This window comes from Fictibacillus sp. NPDC058756 (genome assembly GCF_042746035.1).
Taxonomy (GTDB): domain Bacteria; phylum Bacillota; class Bacilli; order Bacillales; family Fictibacillaceae; genus Fictibacillus.
In genome coordinates, this window is record NZ_JBHYPU010000001.1 from 2,012,508 (window position 1) to 2,029,077 (window position 16,570).

At 40.3% G+C, this 16,570-nt stretch carries 14 protein-coding genes; all 14 read right to left on the minus strand.

Annotated features, from left to right (window positions below; genetic code table 11):
- Positions 1-3: 3 nt before the first annotated feature.
- The 14 genes from ACFW35_RS10075 to rpsB all read right to left on the minus strand — a co-directional run bounded on the left by ACFW35_RS10075 (position 4) and on the right by rpsB (position 16,489).
- Complete coding sequence (locus tag ACFW35_RS10075; protein WP_130295654.1) at positions 4-309, minus strand: YlxQ family RNA-binding protein; 306 nt, start codon at positions 307-309, stop codon at positions 4-6.
- Positions 306-572, minus strand: a complete 267-nt coding sequence (gene rnpM / locus ACFW35_RS10080; RefSeq protein ID WP_379845486.1) for an RNase P modulator RnpM — start codon at positions 570-572, stop codon at positions 306-308. The genes ACFW35_RS10075 and rnpM overlap by 4 nt, the downstream gene beginning before the upstream one ends.
- 20 nt (positions 573-592) lie before the next feature.
- On the minus strand, positions 593-1,699 hold the full coding sequence (gene nusA, locus ACFW35_RS10085; protein ID WP_379845487.1) for a transcription termination factor NusA: 1,107 nt from the start codon (positions 1,697-1,699) through the stop codon (positions 593-595).
- 19 nt (positions 1,700-1,718) lie between these two features.
- Positions 1,719-2,189 carry a ribosome maturation factor RimP gene (gene rimP / locus ACFW35_RS10090; RefSeq protein WP_066289524.1) on the minus strand — a complete coding sequence of 157 codons (471 nt, stop codon included), beginning with the start codon at positions 2,187-2,189 and terminating at the stop codon, positions 1,719-1,721.
- A gap of 155 nt (positions 2,190-2,344) precedes the next feature.
- Positions 2,345-6,646: a PolC-type DNA polymerase III gene (locus ACFW35_RS10095; RefSeq protein ID WP_379845489.1), complete on the minus strand. Its 4,302-nt coding sequence runs from the start codon at positions 6,644-6,646 to the stop codon at positions 2,345-2,347.
- 302 nt (positions 6,647-6,948) lie between these two features.
- Positions 6,949-8,655 (minus strand): proline--tRNA ligase, encoded by a 1,707-nt coding sequence (locus ACFW35_RS10100; protein WP_379845491.1) that lies wholly within the window; start codon positions 8,653-8,655, stop codon positions 6,949-6,951.
- 27 nt (positions 8,656-8,682) lie between these two features.
- On the minus strand, positions 8,683-9,945 hold the full coding sequence (rseP, locus tag ACFW35_RS10105; RefSeq protein ID WP_379845492.1) for an RIP metalloprotease RseP: 1,263 nt from the start codon (positions 9,943-9,945) through the stop codon (positions 8,683-8,685).
- Between the two features lie 5 nt (positions 9,946-9,950).
- Positions 9,951-11,108, minus strand: a complete 1,158-nt coding sequence (dxr, locus tag ACFW35_RS10110; RefSeq protein ID WP_379845494.1) for a 1-deoxy-D-xylulose-5-phosphate reductoisomerase — start codon at positions 11,106-11,108, stop codon at positions 9,951-9,953.
- Between the two features lie 16 nt (positions 11,109-11,124).
- Positions 11,125-11,913, minus strand: coding sequence for a phosphatidate cytidylyltransferase (locus tag ACFW35_RS10115; protein ID WP_379845495.1), 789 nt, complete (start codon positions 11,911-11,913; stop codon positions 11,125-11,127).
- Positions 11,914-11,926: 13 nt separating this feature from the next.
- A complete protein-coding gene (locus ACFW35_RS10120; protein WP_379845497.1) occupies positions 11,927-12,682 on the minus strand; it encodes an isoprenyl transferase in 756 nt (251 codons plus the stop codon).
- 188 nt (positions 12,683-12,870) lie between these two features.
- The gene (gene frr / locus ACFW35_RS10125; RefSeq protein ID WP_077361240.1) at positions 12,871-13,428 is read right to left on the minus strand and encodes a ribosome recycling factor; all 558 of its coding nucleotides are present in this window, start codon (positions 13,426-13,428) and stop codon (positions 12,871-12,873) included.
- Entirely contained in the window at positions 13,429-14,154 is a 726-nt protein-coding gene (gene pyrH, locus ACFW35_RS10130; RefSeq protein ID WP_379833849.1) for a UMP kinase, read from the minus strand.
- A 343-nt stretch (positions 14,155-14,497) separates the two neighbouring features.
- Positions 14,498-15,376: a translation elongation factor Ts gene (tsf, locus tag ACFW35_RS10135; RefSeq protein ID WP_379833847.1), complete on the minus strand. Its 879-nt coding sequence runs from the start codon at positions 15,374-15,376 to the stop codon at positions 14,498-14,500.
- A gap of 387 nt (positions 15,377-15,763) precedes the next feature.
- The gene (rpsB, locus tag ACFW35_RS10140; RefSeq protein ID WP_379833846.1) at positions 15,764-16,489 is read right to left on the minus strand and encodes a 30S ribosomal protein S2; all 726 of its coding nucleotides are present in this window, start codon (positions 16,487-16,489) and stop codon (positions 15,764-15,766) included.
- Positions 16,490-16,570 lie beyond the last annotated feature (81 nt).

Genomic DNA, 16,570 nt, shown 5'->3' on the forward strand with positions numbered 1-16,570 from the left:
GTGTTAGTGATCAAGAAGTTCCTTTAAACGCTTTGAAAATCCTTGATCATTTACAGCAACTACAACTCGCTGTTCTTTTCCAATTGCTTTTCCTAAAACATTTCGATCTTCTATCCAAAAATAGTCGACTTTATAGAAAAGACACTTATCTGTTACCTTTTTCTTTGTGTTTTCAGAAGCATCTTTTGATAATAGAACAATTTTTGCGTTTTGTTTTTGTATGCTTTTTACTACGAGCTCTTCCCCAGATATTACTTTTCCAGCCCGAGCTGCTATTCCAAGAAAGTTTTCCCATCGGCTGTTTTTCAAGATGTATGACTTCCTTTTTCAAGTAGTTCGTATAATTCAGCAGGAATTTTCGACTTCAAGTGTGTCTCTAGAATCTTTTTCTTTTTTGCTTGTTCAATACAAACAAGTCCATGACAAAGATAAGCTCCTCTTCCGGATTTTTTTCCGGTTGAGTCAACAGAGACTTCCCCTTCAGGTGAGCGGACAATACGTGTTAATTCTTTTTTCGCCTTCATTTCTTGGCAGGCTACGCATTTTCTCATTGGAATTTTGCGGGTTTTCATTGTCTCCACCTCGTCTTCTCTTACTCTTCATCCTCGACAGAATCGTTATAGAAAGAATCATTCGTTGAATTCGAAGGGTCATAGACACCTGATTCTACAGCTTCTGATTCACTTTTAATATCAATCTTCCAACCTGTTAACTTGGCAGCAAGGCGTGCATTCTGACCACGTTTGCCAATCGCCAGTGACAACTGATAATCAGGTACGATTACCGTAGTCATCTTATCTTCTTCGTTCACTTGTACTTCAAGAACTTTTGCAGGACTTAAAGAGTTTGCCACGTAAACGACAGGATCTTCACTCCAGCGAACAATATCAATCTTCTCGCCGTTAAGTTCATTAACGATCGTTTGCACACGTGCACCTTTTTGCCCTACACAAGAACCTACAGGATCAACTGCAGGATCTGCTGCATGAACAGCAATTTTAGAACGGTCTCCCGCTTCACGTGCAATAGATTTAATCTCAACTGTTCCATCATAAATTTCAGGCACTTCTAGTTCGAACAATCGTTTTAAAAGTCCAGGGTGAGTACGTGAAACTAAAATTTGAGGTCCTTTAGTCGTCTTCTCAACTTTGGTGATATATACTTTAATGCGGTCATTCGTAGTGTGTGATTCACCAGGCATCTGCTCAGCTGCGGGCAATAATGCTTCAACACGGCCAAGACTGACATACATATAACGATGGTCCTGACGCTGGACGATACCTGTGATAATATCTTCTTCACGATCGATAAACTCAGAAAAGATGATTCCGCGTTCTGCTTCCCGTACACGCTGTGTAACAACTTGTTTAGCAGTTTGAGCGGCAATACGTCCAAAATCCTTAGGTGTTACTTCCTCTTCTACAATATCATCTATCTCATAACCAGGGTTGATCGCTTGTGCTTCAGTAACTGAAATCTCTTGACGATCGTCTTCAACCTCAGCAACCACGTTTTTTCTAGAAAATACACGGATACTGCCTGTATCTCTGTTAAAATCCACACGTACATTTTGCGCTTGATGAAAATTGCGTTTATACGCTGAAATAAGGGCTGCTTCAATCGCTTCAATAATTACATCTTTGCTGATCCCTTTTTCTTTTTCCAATAATGTAAGTGCATCCAAAAGCTCGGTACTCATTTTTTTACTCCCCTCTTCATTAAAAAACAACCGCAAGACGGGCGTTTGCCACTTTTTTATATGGCAGCTCTACCTTCTTGACTTGGGTTTTTACTTTAATCTCCATAAACAGCGTTTCACCGTCAAAGTCTTTTAAAAGTCCTTCATATACTTTTTCACCATTAATAGGCTCATAAAGTTTTATGTTTACATTTTTGCCAATTGCATTTTTAACATCTTCTGGCTTCTTAAGCGGTCTTTCCACTCCTGGAGAAGATACTTCTAAAAAGTAGGGCTGTTCAATCGGATCAAGTTCATCTAACTTTTCACTTAACTGTTCACTGACAGTTCCGCATTCTTCGATATCAACACCGCCGGTTGAGTCGATATAAACACGGAGGAACCAGTTTTTACCCTCTTTAACAAATTCAACGTCAACAAGTTCAAGTCCTAGTTTTTCAACGATTGGGGTTACAAGCTCAGTCGTGAGCTCTGTAATCTTCTGACTCATTGCTGCCCTCCTTCTGGCTGAATGACCTTAAAACGTAACGAAAGAGTGGGGAGCCCCACTCTTTCGCCGACAGTTATTCATTCAACAGTATTTCCAAAAATACTATACCATAACCAATAAAATACTGCAACTTTCTTCCTGCTTAAACCCTTGTGTTAGAAGAGAGAAAGCTGATTTGCATCGGGCAGTCCTTCCAGACATCCCTGATCATCTAAATACTCAATAATGGTCTTAGATAATTTTGCACGCTGCTGAAGATCCTCTTTTGAAAGGAACTCCCCATCTTCCCTTGCTTTTACAATATTTAGAGCAGCGTTTGTTCCAAGTCCGGCGATGGAATTGAAAGGCGGAATCAGTGTATCCCCTTCTACTAGAAAATCAGTAGCACTTGAACGATATAAGTCTATCTTTTGGAATGAAAGACCTCTTTCGCACATCTCAAGTGCGAGTTCAAGGACAGTTTGCAGGTTCTTTTCTTTTGTTGAAGCATCAAGACCCTTAGCCGAGATCTCTTCAATTTTGGCACGAAGAGCTTTTGAACCGCGAATCATGGATTCAACGTCAAAGTCGTCAGCTCTTACAGTAAAGTATGCTGCATAGAACCAGATTGGATAATGCACTTTAAAATATGCGATCCGGACAGCCATTAATACGTAAGCTGCAGCATGGGCTTTCGGGAACATGTATTTGATCTTTAGACATGAACCGATATACCAGTCAGGCACATCGTTGTTTTTCATTTCTTCGATCCATTCTTCAGGAAGACCTTTACCTTTACGGACGCTCTCCATAATTTTAAACGCTAGTGAAGGCTCAAGTCCCTTATAGATAAGGTAGACCATGATGTCATCACGGCAGCCGATAACATCTTTTAAGACACATGTCCCATTTGCGATAAGTTCATTTGCATTATTCAGCCAAACGTCTGTACCATGTGACAATCCGGAGATCTGTACGAGTTCTGAGAAAGTGCTTGGTTTTGTTTCCTCTAACATCTGTCTTACAAACTTAGTACCGAATTCTGGTATTCCCAGTGTTCCTGTTTTGCACATGATCTGTTCGTCGGTTACCCCCAGCACTTCAGGGCCTGAGAAGATTTTCATAACTTCCGGGTCGGAAGCAGGAATTGTTTTAGGATCAATTCCGCTCAAATCTTGAAGCATGCGGATTACCGTTGGATCATCGTGTCCTAATATATCAAGCTTAAGCAAGTTATCATGGATAGAATGGAAATCAAAATGTGTTGTTTTCCATTCAGATGAACTGTCATCCGCAGGGAACTGAATTGGACAAAAATCGTATATATCCATATAGTCAGGTACTACAATAATTCCGCCCGGATGCTGTCCAGTGGTTCTTTTTACGCCAGTGCATCCTGACACTAAACGATCAACTTCTGCCGATCGGATTGTGAGGTTATTGTCACTTGCATAACCTTTTACATAGCCATATGCTGTCTTTTCCGCAACAGTACCTATCGTACCTGCACGATACACATAATCTACACCGAAAAGCTCTTTCGTATAATTATGTGCTCTTGGCTGATATTCTCCTGAGAAGTTCAAGTCGATATCGGGTACTTTATCCCCCTTAAAGCCAAGGAATGTTTCAAAGGGAATGTCCTGTCCGTCTTTAATATATAGAACATTACAATTCGGACATTCTTTATCCGGCAGGTCATACCCTGAACCGACTGATCCATCGTTAAAGAAATGCGACTCTTTGCAGCTTGGGCAAACATAGTGCGGCGGCAGAGGATTAACTTCTGTAATTTCTGTCATAGTAGCAACAAATGAAGATCCTACTGATCCACGTGATCCTACAAGATATCCGTCAATCAGTGACTTTTTAACAAGCTTATGCGAGATCAAGTAAATAACAGCAAAACCATGACCGATGATGCTTGTAAGTTCTTTTTCGAGCCTCTTCTCCACTAGTTCAGGGAGGTTTTCTCCGTATATGCTTCTCGCACGGTTATAACTCATTGACCGGACTTCTTCATCTGCTCCCTCGATCTTCGGAGTATAGAGGTCATCTGGAATCGGTTTGATTTCAGCTATTGAATCCGCTATATGCCTAGTGTTGTGACACACTACTTTTTCTGCAGTCTCCTCACCCAAAAAAGAAAACAAATTCAGCATTTCATCTGTCGTTCTAAAATGAACTTCAGGAAGTGTCTGTCTGTTCAACGGGTTGGCTCCGCCTTGAGATGATATTAAGATTTTCCTGTATATCGCATCTTCCGGATTTAAGTAATGTACATTGCCTGTGGCAACCACCGGCTTATCCAGTTTCTCACCCAGCTTTACGATATTTGAGAGAATCTCTCTCAGGTTCATCTCATCTGATACAAGCTCTCTTTCGATCAGATGATAATAATTGCTTGGCGGCTGTATTTCTAAGTAATCATAAAAAGAAGCAATCTTTTCTACTTCCTCTATCGGTTTTTGCATCATTCCCTCAAAAACTTCGCCTTTATCACATGCGGAACCTACTAAGATTCCTTCCCGAAGCTTGCTTAAACGGGACCGGGGTATACGCGGTGTTCTGTAGAAATAAGATAAATGAGACTCTGAAACTAGTTTATATAAGTTCTTCAATCCCTCTTGGGTAGCAGCAAGAAGTGTGCAATGAAAAGGACGTGAACGTTGAAAACCGCCTTGCCCCATATTATCGTTCAGCCTGTCATGATAAAAGATCTCTTTTTCAAAGGTTTCTTTTAGTAGCTTCCATAAAAGATAGCCAGTTGCTTCAGCATCATAGATGGCACGGTGATGCTGTGTAAGTTCAATATCAAACCGTTTACAGAGTGTGTTCAATCTATGATTCTTTAACTGAGGCAGCAAGAATCTGGCAAGTTCCAGTGTATCAATAACAGGGTTCTTCGCTTCTCCTAAATCGATCTTACGCAAACCTTCATTCAGGAACCCCATATCGAAGCTCGCATTATGCGCAACAAGGATGTCATCACCCATAAATGCATAAAAATCTCGAAGGACTTCTTCGATCTCAGGAGCATTCTCCACCATATCATCGGTAATACCAGTTAATTCGATAGTAGTCTGTGACAAGGATTCATGCGGATTAGCGAAAGCTTCAAATCTGTCAACGATCTCTCCGCCTCTAATCTTAACAGCTGCAAGTTCTATGATCTTATTATAAACGGCTGAAAGACCCGTTGTTTCCACGTCAAAAACAACATAAGTTTCTTCAGCAAGCTTTCTAGGTGCTTCATTATAAGCAATCGGCACACCATCATCTACTAGATTCGCTTCGAGTCCGTACAAAATTTTGATATCGTTTTTCTTTCCTGCACTATATGCTTCAGGGAAAGACTGTACACCTGCATGATCAGTAATGGCGATCGCCGGATGTCCCCATTTCTTTGCTTGTCCAACCATTGCAGATACTGAGGAGACTGCATCCATTTGACTCATCGGTGTGTGCAAATGAAGTTCTACACGCTTTTTATTTTCTTCAGCAAGATCTTTTCTTGTTTCAGGTTTTATCTCATTAATATCGTTTGCTATCATTACCAGATCTCTGACAAACGTATCATTTTGTATGCCTCCGCGAACCTTTAGCCACATTCCCTTTTGAATGCCCTGCAGAATCGGAATATCTTCCTTATCACGTGAGAAAATCTTAATAAGAAGTGAATCTGTATAATCTGTGATCTTAAAAGTTAATAGTGTTCTGCCGCTGCGAAGTTCTCTTGTTTCAGAATGAAACACATATCCCTGGATAGTGATCCTTCGTTCTTCATCTTGTATAGTCTGAATCGGAACTGGTTCATCCTTGATCGAATAGCCGATCATAATGTCAGTTCTGGCAGCTGGCGCATCAGCTCTTTTAGCTGCTTTTTCTTTTTCTACAAGAGCTTCCATAATTTTATGATTGTCTTCTTGTTTCTTTTGCTCTATAAACCTCTGATAATCTTCTTCAGAGTGATTAATTTCAGTTTTTAAAAGTACAGAATGAAATCCAAACTGTTGGTACATATCTTTTATGATTGGAGATAACTTTCGATGTACAAGTGCCTCTTCTGCGTCATTTCTTACTGTTAGACATAAAAAATTACCTTCCGCTGAAGGCTCTTGTGTTGAAAGCATACTTCCGAGACTGGGACCTGCTGTATTTACGAGCTGTTCTTTGCACAAAGGCCAATAAGCAAGCAATTCTTCAGACTGAAAGCTTTCAGCACATTGTATGGAAAAAGTAACTTTTGCAATATGCTCAAATGTTTGCCGTAAACTTGAACTGAACCATGCATAGCTATTAGAAGATAAAGGACGTTCTATTCCAATTAAAAAATGCCAGCTTCTATTCACCTTATCAATTGTCAGTTTTTCAATCGTTCCACCTGAAAAGCCAGTTTTCATCTCATCAGGAATTCCAAGTTGTTCTAAAAGAAGCGACAGTCGTTCTTGCCTGATTTGCTGATCATTACCGCTCATAAGAACCTCCTTTTTAAGGGGTTAATTTCATTTAACTATTACATACCATTGCAGCTATTGGAAGTGTTGATTTCCGCTCCAGGATACTCGCTTTCCGCGGGGTGTGCGGTGAGCCTCCCCGGCGCTTTGCGCCCTTAGGAGTCTCACCTGTCCCACTGATCCCGCAGGAGTCTCGCACCTTCCGCTCCAATCAACTCGTCAATGAAGGGTTTTCAAAACCTATTCAAAAGCAACATTCTTTAAGAGAGTATATTTGGTGTAAATAGGAAAGGTACCCCATAAAAAGAGGCACCTAGTTTTTATCAAACAAGTTTATCCCATTCACGTTTTAAGACACTCTTTAGTTCTGAAACTGGGACTTCATAGGATTCACCGCTCTTGCGGATTTTCACTTCAACGATACCCTCGCCGGCCTTCTTGCCTACCATAACACGAACAGGTAAACCAATTAAATCACTGTCGGCAAATTTAACACCGGCACGTTCAGGACGATCATCATATAAACAATCGTACCCTTCACTTTTAAGCTGTTCATATAATTCGTCCGAAAGGGCAGACTGTTCAGCATTTTTGCTGTTAACTGCAATTAAGTGAACATCGAATGGTGTTAAAGATAACGGCCAAATCAAGCCATTTTCATCGTTGTTTTCTTCCGCCACTGCTGCTAACGTTCTGGATACTCCGATACCATAGCAGCCCATTGACATAATCTGATTTTTTCCATTTTCATCTAAGTATGATGCCTTCATAGGTTCACTATAAACTTTTCCGAGTTTGAATACATGACCTACTTCAATACCTTTTGCAAAAACAATCGTACCTTTTCCATCTGGAGAAAGGTCTCCTTCAACTACAAAACGAAGGTCTGCTGTTTGATCGATCTTAAAGTCTCTTTCTGCATTGGCATTCACAAAATGATAGCCTTCTTCATTAGCACCGCATACAGCATTAGCCATCCGAGGTACAGCTTGATCGGCAATTACTTTCACGTCTGAAACTAATACTGGACCGATTGAACCTGGTTTAGTATTAAGCCACTTGACCGCGTCTGCTTCACTTGCCATAACTACATCAGAAGCTGATAATTCATTTTTCAATTTAATCTCATTTACTTCATGATCACCGCGTACCAATACAAGTACAGGCTCTCCGTCTGCCATATAGAGCAGGGATTTAATGATTTTTGAAGCAGGGACATTTAAGAATGCTGAAACATCTTCTATATTCTTGGCAGTCTGTGTTTCTACTTTTTCAAGTTCTAACGGACTTTCAGATGAAGCTTCTTCCTTTATTACTACAGGAGCCATTTCAATGTTGGCAGCAAAATCTGATTCAGTAGAATAGGCAATTAAATCTTCACCAATTTCAGATAAAACCATGAACTCATGATTATCTTTGCCGCCGATGGCACCTGAGTCCGCCAAAACGGCACGGAAGTTTAAGCCGCAGCGGCTGAAGATAGCAGAATAAGCGTTTTTCATTGTTTCATAAGTTTCATCCAGACTCTCTTGTTTATCATGGAAAGAATAAGCATCTTTCATGATAAACTCACGGCCGCGCAGCAGTCCAAAACGAGGACGTTTTTCGTCTCTGAATTTAGTTTGAATCTGATAAAGATTCAATGGAAGCTTTTTATATGATTTAACTTCGTCACGAATGATGCTTGTTATTACTTCTTCATGAGTAGCTCCAAGAGCAAAATCCCGATCGTGGCGATCTTTTAATCTCATCAGTTCTGGTCCGTAGCTGTACCATCTGCCGCTTTCCTGCCATAGCTCTGCTAGCTGAAGCGCCGGCATCATCATTTCCTGAGAACCCGCACGGTTCATTTCCTCACGTACAATGTTTTCTACTTTATGAAGTACTTTTTTCCCCAAAGGCAAGAATGAATAGATTCCTGCTGCATTTTGTCTGATAAACCCTGCTCTCAAAAGCAGCTGATGACTCTTTACATCTGCATCTGCTGGCACTTCTCTTAGTGTCGGCATAAACAACTGGCTTTGTCTCATTTTCTCTACTCCTCAAAAAATCCCAAATTAACTAAGAAATATTTTTTGTATATCATTCCATGTTACTACAAGCATCAACAGCATTAAGAAAGCAAATCCGATAAAGTGGACCAATCCTTCTTTTTGAGGATCGATCGGCTTTCCTCTAAGTGCTTCAACACCTAAGAACAGAAGTCTTCCTCCGTCCAATGCAGGCAAAGGCAGAAGGTTAAAAATACCCAAGTTGATACTTAATATAGCAGCCCATTGCAGCAGCATATACACTCCGGCTTTTGCTGCTTGATCCGTATACTCATAAATACCAAGCGGTCCAGAAAGCTGATCAATACCATGCTGACCGGTAACAAGCTGTCCGATTCCTGTAAAGATCGCCGTAGTCATAAACCATGTTTGTTTAGCACCATATTCAAGTGATCCCACAAATGAAGATTCAGTAAATGGGTGTGCCCCAATAAATCCTTCATTCTTGTTTTCAGGTCCCTTTCTAGAACCTAAAGTTACCGGAACAACTTTTTCTTCCCCTCCACGATTAATCGTGAACAGCAATTTTTCTCCAGGATTTTGCTGAATAACTGAAACTAATTCTTTCCAGTCATCCATTTTTTCACCTTGGATGGCTACAATTTTGTCTCCCTCAACTAAACCTGCTTTATCTGCAGCAGCGCCCTCCTGAAGTGTTCCAAGTCTTGATTCATTCGTAGGAATACCCTGCATTAGAGAAAATGCAACAAGAATAATGAATGCAAGCAAGAAGTTCATCGCAGGACCCGCAAAGATCGCAAGCGTTCTTTGCATAATTGTCTTAGATCCAAATTGACGGTTATAAGGAGCAATCTGCATTTCTTGATGATCTGCTACAAATAGAGCATCTTCTTTAACCTTATAAGTAGCAGGTCCGGACTCTTCGTTCTCAAATCCAGTTAAGTATAATTCACGCTCTAGATCTGCTTTTTCAATTGTAATCGTTTTTTGTACAGGATATTTTTCACGGTGATTAACAATTATCTTTTCTACTTCATTTGCATCGTTAAATATCAAACCAACTCTGTGACCTGCCTTCAATTCGATGCCTTCAGGGTCTTCACCAGCCATTCGTACAAATCCTCCAAGAGGCAATAGACGAATCGTATAGACTGTTTCCCCTTTTTTAAAGGCAAACACTTTCGGGCCAAATCCTATTGCAAATTCCCGGCACAAAATACCAGCTCTTTTTGCCAGCAAAAGATGTCCTAGTTCATGAAAGAATATTAAAGCCCCTAAAATGATGATAATGGCTATCACAGTGTTCATTTCCATTACCTGCCTTTGTTTAGTAGTGACTCCACAAAATACCGAGTCCTTTTATCCGTTTCTTGTATAGCATCCAATTCAGGCTGGTTCATATTTTCAGCCTGCATCATAGCACGTTCAATCATTTCCTCAATTTCGAGGAATGATATTTTTCCATCTAAAAATAATTCTACTGCTTTTTCATTTGCAGCATTTAATACAGTTGGCATTAAGCCGCCCATGTTTCCTGCTTCAAATGCTAATTTCAAACATCTAAAACGGTCATAATCCATCTTCTGAAAATGGAGTTTGCCGGCTTCCCATAAGTTTAACCTTTTCCCATTTACTAATTCAAGTCTTTCAGGGTGTGTGAGGGCATACTGTATCGGTACACGCATATCAGGTTGTCCAAGATGGGCAATTACGCTTGTATCAACAAACTCTACCATAGAGTGTATGATGCTCTCCTTATGTAAAATGACGTCTATTTTCGAATAATCAAATGAAAATAGCCAATGAGCTTCAATTACTTCTAGCCCTTTGTTCATCATTGTCGCTGAATCAATGGTAATTTTAGCTCCCATTGACCAGTTTGGATGATTCAAAGCTTCTTTAACGGTAACGTTTTTCAGCTCATCACGCGTTTTATCTCTAAAACTCCCGCCAGATGCCGTTAGAATCAATTTCTCCACGCGATTTATATCTTCACCGTTCAGACATTGGTAAATAGCTGAATGTTCTGAGTCAACAGGCAAAATGGCAACATTGTGCTTCTTAGCTTTTTCCATTACAAGATGCCCAGCAGTAACGAGCGTCTCCTTATTCGCTAAAGCTATCGTCTTATTAGCCTCAATTGCTTTTAATGTGGGCAGTAATCCGACACTTCCTATAACAGAGTTAACGACTACGGATGATTCAGTAGAAACGGCAGCTTCTATAAGTCCTTCCATCCCAGAAACAATCTTTGTAGAGTTTTCTACTCGCTCCTTTAGTGCCTGTGCATCAGATTCGTTCTGTACGGCACAGATTTCAGGTTTGAATTTCCGGATGATCTCTTCAGCCGCCTCAATATTTTTCCCGACTGACATCGAACTTAATCGAAATTGTTCTGGATGCGATGCAATAACATCAAGAGTCTGTTTACCGATTGATCCTGTTGCACCTAATAAACTTACAAACTTCATATGATCCCCCTTAGTATTATCCTAACAAGTGGAGTACGTGCAGCAAAGGGAATACAAACAATACACTGTCCAGTCTGTCCAAGATTCCCCCATGACCTGGCAAAAGGCTGCCTGAATCTTTCACATCATAAATTCTTTTAAACGCAGATTCAGCCAAGTCTCCAATCTGACCAAAGACTCCGACTAACACAGAAATAATAAGTATCGGTAAAAGTGACAAATCAACAAAACTTGCAGCATAGTAGATTACTGCTACTAAAATACTGAAGAATATGCCGCCAACTGCCCCTTCTATCGTTTTGTTTGGTGAGATAATCGGCCACAGCTTTCGTTTCCCCATAGATTTCCCTACGAAATAAGCACCAGAATCCGTTGCCCAAATCATAAATAAAACAAAGAATAACAGCTGGACACCATTCTCTAATATTCTAGTTTCAACTAAATAGAAAAAACCAAACCCTACATAAAGGGAACTAAACAAAACGAATGAAATATCATTATATTCCGTTTTATTTTTATGGATGACCGTTACAACTAATAGTAATAGCACTGCAAGTATAATTGCATCTGTTTTAGTAAAGGGGTCAATCGCTTTCATCCATTGTTCGGGCAAAGCAATTACGATAGCCAATAAGTAGCCGATCAACCCGATAAATGTTCGTTCCATTCTCTTCATCCGCAGCAGTTCGTACATGCCGATTCCTGCAAGCAAAAGGATTAATAATGAAAATGGCCAGCTGCCGTAAAGGGTAATCCCAATAAATAAAACGGCTGCGATTACACCTGTAATTATCCGTTGTTTCATAAGTCCTCCTTAATCAAACCCCGCCAAATCTTCTGCCTCGCTGGGCAAACTGTGACACAGCTTCTCGTAAATGATCCTCTGAAAAATCCGGCCAATAAACTTCAGTAAACCAGAATTCTGAATAAGCCAGCTGCCAAAGCATAAAATTGCTCAAGCGTACTTCACCGCTCGTACGGATTAGAAGATCCGGGTCACTAAGTCCTTGTGTCATTAGATAATTTTCAATAGTAGATTCATTAATATGAGAGGGATCAAGCGTTCCATTTTTAATTTCCGTCCCAATCGCTTTGACGGCAGCGGTGATTTCATCTCTGCTTCCATAATTTAAAGCAAAGTTCAAAATCAGCCCTGTGTTATTTTCGGTTTGGCTGATTGCTTGATCTACTGCCTTTACAGTATGTATTGGCAGCAATTCTTTTTTACCCATTATTCTCACTTGTACATTCTCTTTAATCAAATCTGGCAAAAACGTGTTCAGAAATTCTCCAGGAAGCTTCATAAGGAAATCAACTTCCTCACGGGGTCTTTTCCAGTTCTCAGTTGAAAAAGCATATAGTGTAAGAACTTTAATTCCGATTCTATTCGCTTCTTTTACGATTTTCCTTACGGTTTTCATGCCTTCATGATGACCTGCGATTCGCGGCAATGCTCTTTTTCTAGCCCAGCGGCCATTTCCATCCATAATTATTGCTACATGTGATGGAATATTATCGTCAAGATCCCATTTCTGTTCATGACTTTTTTTTCTAAAGAAAAGCTTGTCAAGCATGTATAAGCCTCCATCTTTCCAGACTTCATAAAGAAACCAGCGGCTATATTCAGCCGGTCAGGATCTCTTTAATGCTGAAATCAACAATTAGCCAGAAATCCTTTTTTCCTGCGGCAGCGTTGATATTGTCTAATAAAAAAGCCCCCTTTATAGAGGGCTTTTTTTATTTAATTGTACATGGAAAAGCTTTATACTTCCATGATTTCTTTTTCTTTATTTGAACTTACAGAGTCTACTTCAGCCGTATACTTGTCAGTAAGCTTTTGAACGTCATCGTTGTAACGGCGAAGTTCATCTTCAGTTATCTCTGCTTCTTTTTCGAGCTTCTTCAAATCATCGTTCGCATCACGGCGAATATTGCGAAGTGCTACTTTTGCTTCTTCTGCAAACTTCTTAACTAATTTTACTAATTCTTTTCTTCTTTCTTCTGTAAGCGCTGGAATAGCAATACGAATCACTTGACCGTCGTTTGAAGGAGTAAGACCAAGATCAGACTTTAAAATCGCCTTTTCGATATCACCCATAGCCGTTTTATCATAAGGCTGGATAACTAAAAGTCTTGCTTCTGGAGTAGTTACACCCGCTAATTGATTGATTGGAGTTGGTGTTCCATAATAATCAACCTGCACTCTGTCTAATAATGAAGGATTTGCTCTTCCTGCACGAAGAGTAGAGTATTCACGTCTTAATGCTCCGATTGCTTTTTGCATCTTTTCTTCAGCTTGAGTTAAAACTTCTTTAGCCATTTAGTTTTTCCCCCTTATAACCGTTCCAATTTTTTCACCTTCGACAGCACGCTTAATATTTCCTTCTTCCATGATTGAGAAGACAACTAAAGGAATATCATTGTCCATACATAAAGAAGAAGCTGTTGTGTCCATTACGGCTAATCCGTCTTTTAACAGGTCAAGATATGATAACGTTGTATATTTAACCGCATTTTCATCCAGTTTTGGATCAGCTGAATAAACACCATCAACATTATTTTTAGCCATCAAAATAACTTCCGCTTCGATCTCAGCCGCTCTAAGTGCTGCTGTAGTATCTGTAGAGAAATATGGATTACCCGTTCCTGCAGCAAAAATAACTACTCGCTTTTTTTCAAGGTGACGAATGGCTTTTCTTCTGATATAAGGTTCTGCAACCTGTCGCATTTCAATAGATGTTTGTACTCTTGTTTGAACCCCGATATTTTCAAGACTGTCTTGAAGAGCCAATGAATTCATCACAGTAGCAAGCATGCCCATGTAATCTGCAGACGCACGATCCATACCCATTTCGCTGCCTGTCTTACCGCGCCATAGGTTTCCACCACCTACAACTACAGCAACTTCTACATCTAATTCTACAATTTCTTTCACTTGCTCAGCTATGGATTGAACAATTTTCGGATCGATTCCAGATGTTTGTTCACCAGCTAGCGCTTCTCCGCTAAGTTTCAAGACAACTCGTTTATATTTTGAAGTAGTCATTTGTCCCTCCATCACCTAAAAAAAATGTATTTACTTGGTATTTCTAATGGCTGTTACCGTATTCTCTGTCGCACATAGGAGTGGTTGATTTCCGTTTCAGGTGCTCGCTTTCCGCGGGGCGTACGGTGAGCCACTTGCCGCTTTGCGCCTAAATGTGTCTCACCTGACCGCTCGTCCCGCAGGAGTCTCGCACCTTACACTACAATCAACAAATCAATGAAGTCTTTAAAAGTGACAATTAATAGCAGCCATCTTTTTAGAATAGATAAAACCTTAACGATCCAAGGTTATTTCTGTAAAAAAAGAGGAACACAACGTGCTCCCCTCTTTTTAATAATTGTGCTTACTTTTTCACTTGAGACATTACTTCTTCAGCGAAGTTGTCTTCACGCTTTTCAAGACCTTCTCCAACTTCAAAACGAACGAAGGCTTTAACAGTAGCACCTTTGGAAGCTACATATTTACCTACTTTTTGGTCTGGATCTTTAATGAAAGACTGGTCATTTAAGCAAATATCTTCGAAATATTTTCCAAGACGTCCTTCAACCATCTTAGCAACGATGTTTTCAGGCTTGCCTTCATTAAGAGCTTGCTCACTCAACACTTTGCGCTCGCGAGCAACTTCTTCTTCGCTAACTTCGTCACGAGAGATATACTTAGGATTTACAGCTGCTACGTGCATCGCTACATCCTTAGCAACTTCTTCATCAGTTGTTCCTTCAACTACAGAAAGAACACCGATTCTTCCGCCCATGTGCAAGTATGCACCAAATGCTGCGTTTTCACCTTTTTTCAAGATTTCAAAACGGCGAAGAGTGATCTTCTCACCAATTTTAGCGATTGCACTGTTAATGTAGTCATTAACTGTAGTGCCGTTGTAATCAGAAGCTAATGCATCCTCAACAGAAGCAGGCTCTGAAGCTAATAAGTGGTTGCCTAATTCAGAGATAAGGTTCTTGAAGTTTTCGTTTTTAGCAACGAAATCAGTTTCAGAGTTTACTTCTAGAATAACCGCTTTGTCACCGTCAACGATAACTGAAGTTAAACCTTCTGCTGCAATACGGTCAGCTTTTTTAGCTGCTTTAGCGATTCCTTTTTCACGAAGGTAGTCAACCGCTGCCTCCATGTTTCCGTCTGTTTCAGTTAATGCTTTTTTACAATCCATCATACCTGCGCCAGTTTTTTCACGCAATTCTTTAACCATTTGAGCTGTAATAGCCATGTGTTTTGCCTCCTTGTGTGATATGTAGTGCTTTTTTTACATTAGGCTGTTTTAACAAGTTGCTTTTGAAAGTAGTTGATTTTCGTTCCAGGATACTCGCTTTCCGCTGGGCGTGCGGTGAGCATCCTTGGCGCTTTGCACCATTAGGAGTTTCACTTTACAGAAGCATTTGTGCTCCTGCGTCTGCAAGCTTACCCCTACGAAGCATGTTCCTCGTCGCATGCCTTGCATGAAGCATATTCATGTGGCTGGCACGCTGGAGTCTCGCACCTTGCACTCCAATCAACTCAATGAAGAGAATAATGACCGTAAGCAACGAGCTTTTACATTTAAAAAGGTGATAAAGGGTCATCCCCTCTACCACCCTTGAGCATTCCATTTAGTTAATTAAGCAGTTGTTTCTTCTTCAGCTGCTTCTGCTACTTCTTCTCCGCCTTGGTTAGCTTCGATGATAGCATCAGCCATTTTTCCAGTTAGAAGTTTAACTGCACGGATAGCATCGTCGTTACCAGGGATAACGTGATCTACTTCATCCGGGTCACAGTTAGTATCAACAATAGCGATGATCGGAATGTTTAATTTACGAGCTTCAGCAATCGCAATACGCTCTTTACGAGGGTCAACTACGAATAATGCATCAGGAAGCTTGTTCATTTCTTTAATTCCGCCTAGGAACTTTTCAAGACGTTCCATTTCTTTTTTAAGAAGGATTACTTCTTTCTTAGGAAGAACATCGAAAGTTCCGTCTTCCTGCATTTTTTCAAGATCCTTCAAACGGTTGATACGCTTGCGGATCGTACCGAAGTTTGTTAATGTTCCACCCAACCAGCGCTGGTTGATGTAGTACATGTCAGAACGTTCAGCTTCTTCTTTTACTGAATCTTGAGCTTGCTTTTTAGTACCAACGAAAAGAATCTTTCCGCCGTCTGCTGCGATGTTACGCATAACATTGTAGCATTCTTCTACTTTCTTTACCGTTTTTTGAAGATCGATAATGTAGATACCGTTTCTTTCTGTGAAAATGTAACGAGACATTTTCGGATTCCAACGGCGAGTCTGATGACCAAAGTGTACACCAGCTTCTAACAATTGTTTCATTGAAATTACTGCCATAATGGCACCTCCTAGGTTTTTTTCCTCCGTTTGTTTCACCTTTGAACAATAACTGCATTTCTAGCAGCACCAAATTGTCCA

Coding starts and splice junctions, on each gene's coding strand:
- pyrH (WP_379833849.1), bottom strand. CDS start 14,154: ATGACTACTTCAAAATATAAACGAGTTGTCTTGAAACTTAGCGGAGAA.
- ACFW35_RS10095 (WP_379845489.1), bottom strand. CDS start 6,646: ATGAGCGGTAATGATCAGCAAATCAGGCAAGAACGACTGTCGCTTCTT.
- dxr (WP_379845494.1), bottom strand. CDS start 11,108: ATGAAGTTTGTAAGTTTATTAGGTGCAACAGGATCAATCGGTAAACAG.
- rseP (WP_379845492.1), bottom strand. CDS start 9,945: ATGAACACTGTGATAGCCATTATCATCATTTTAGGGGCTTTAATATTC.
- tsf (WP_379833847.1), bottom strand. CDS start 15,376: ATGGCTATTACAGCTCAAATGGTTAAAGAATTGCGTGAAAAAACTGGC.
- ACFW35_RS10100 (WP_379845491.1), bottom strand. CDS start 8,655: ATGAGACAAAGCCAGTTGTTTATGCCGACACTAAGAGAAGTGCCAGCA.
- rimP (WP_066289524.1), bottom strand. CDS start 2,189: ATGAGTCAGAAGATTACAGAGCTCACGACTGAGCTTGTAACCCCAATC.
- ACFW35_RS10120 (WP_379845497.1), bottom strand. CDS start 12,682: ATGCTTGACAAGCTTTTCTTTAGAAAAAAAAGTCATGAACAGAAATGG.
- rnpM (WP_379845486.1), bottom strand. CDS start 572: ATGAAAACCCGCAAAATTCCAATGAGAAAATGCGTAGCCTGCCAAGAA.
- frr (WP_077361240.1), bottom strand. CDS start 13,428: ATGGCTAAAGAAGTTTTAACTCAAGCTGAAGAAAAGATGCAAAAAGCA.
- nusA (WP_379845487.1), bottom strand. CDS start 1,699: ATGAGTACCGAGCTTTTGGATGCACTTACATTATTGGAAAAAGAAAAA.
- ACFW35_RS10115 (WP_379845495.1), bottom strand. CDS start 11,913: ATGAAACAACGGATAATTACAGGTGTAATCGCAGCCGTTTTATTTATT.
- rpsB (WP_379833846.1), bottom strand. CDS start 16,489: ATGGCAGTAATTTCAATGAAACAATTGTTAGAAGCTGGTGTACACTTT.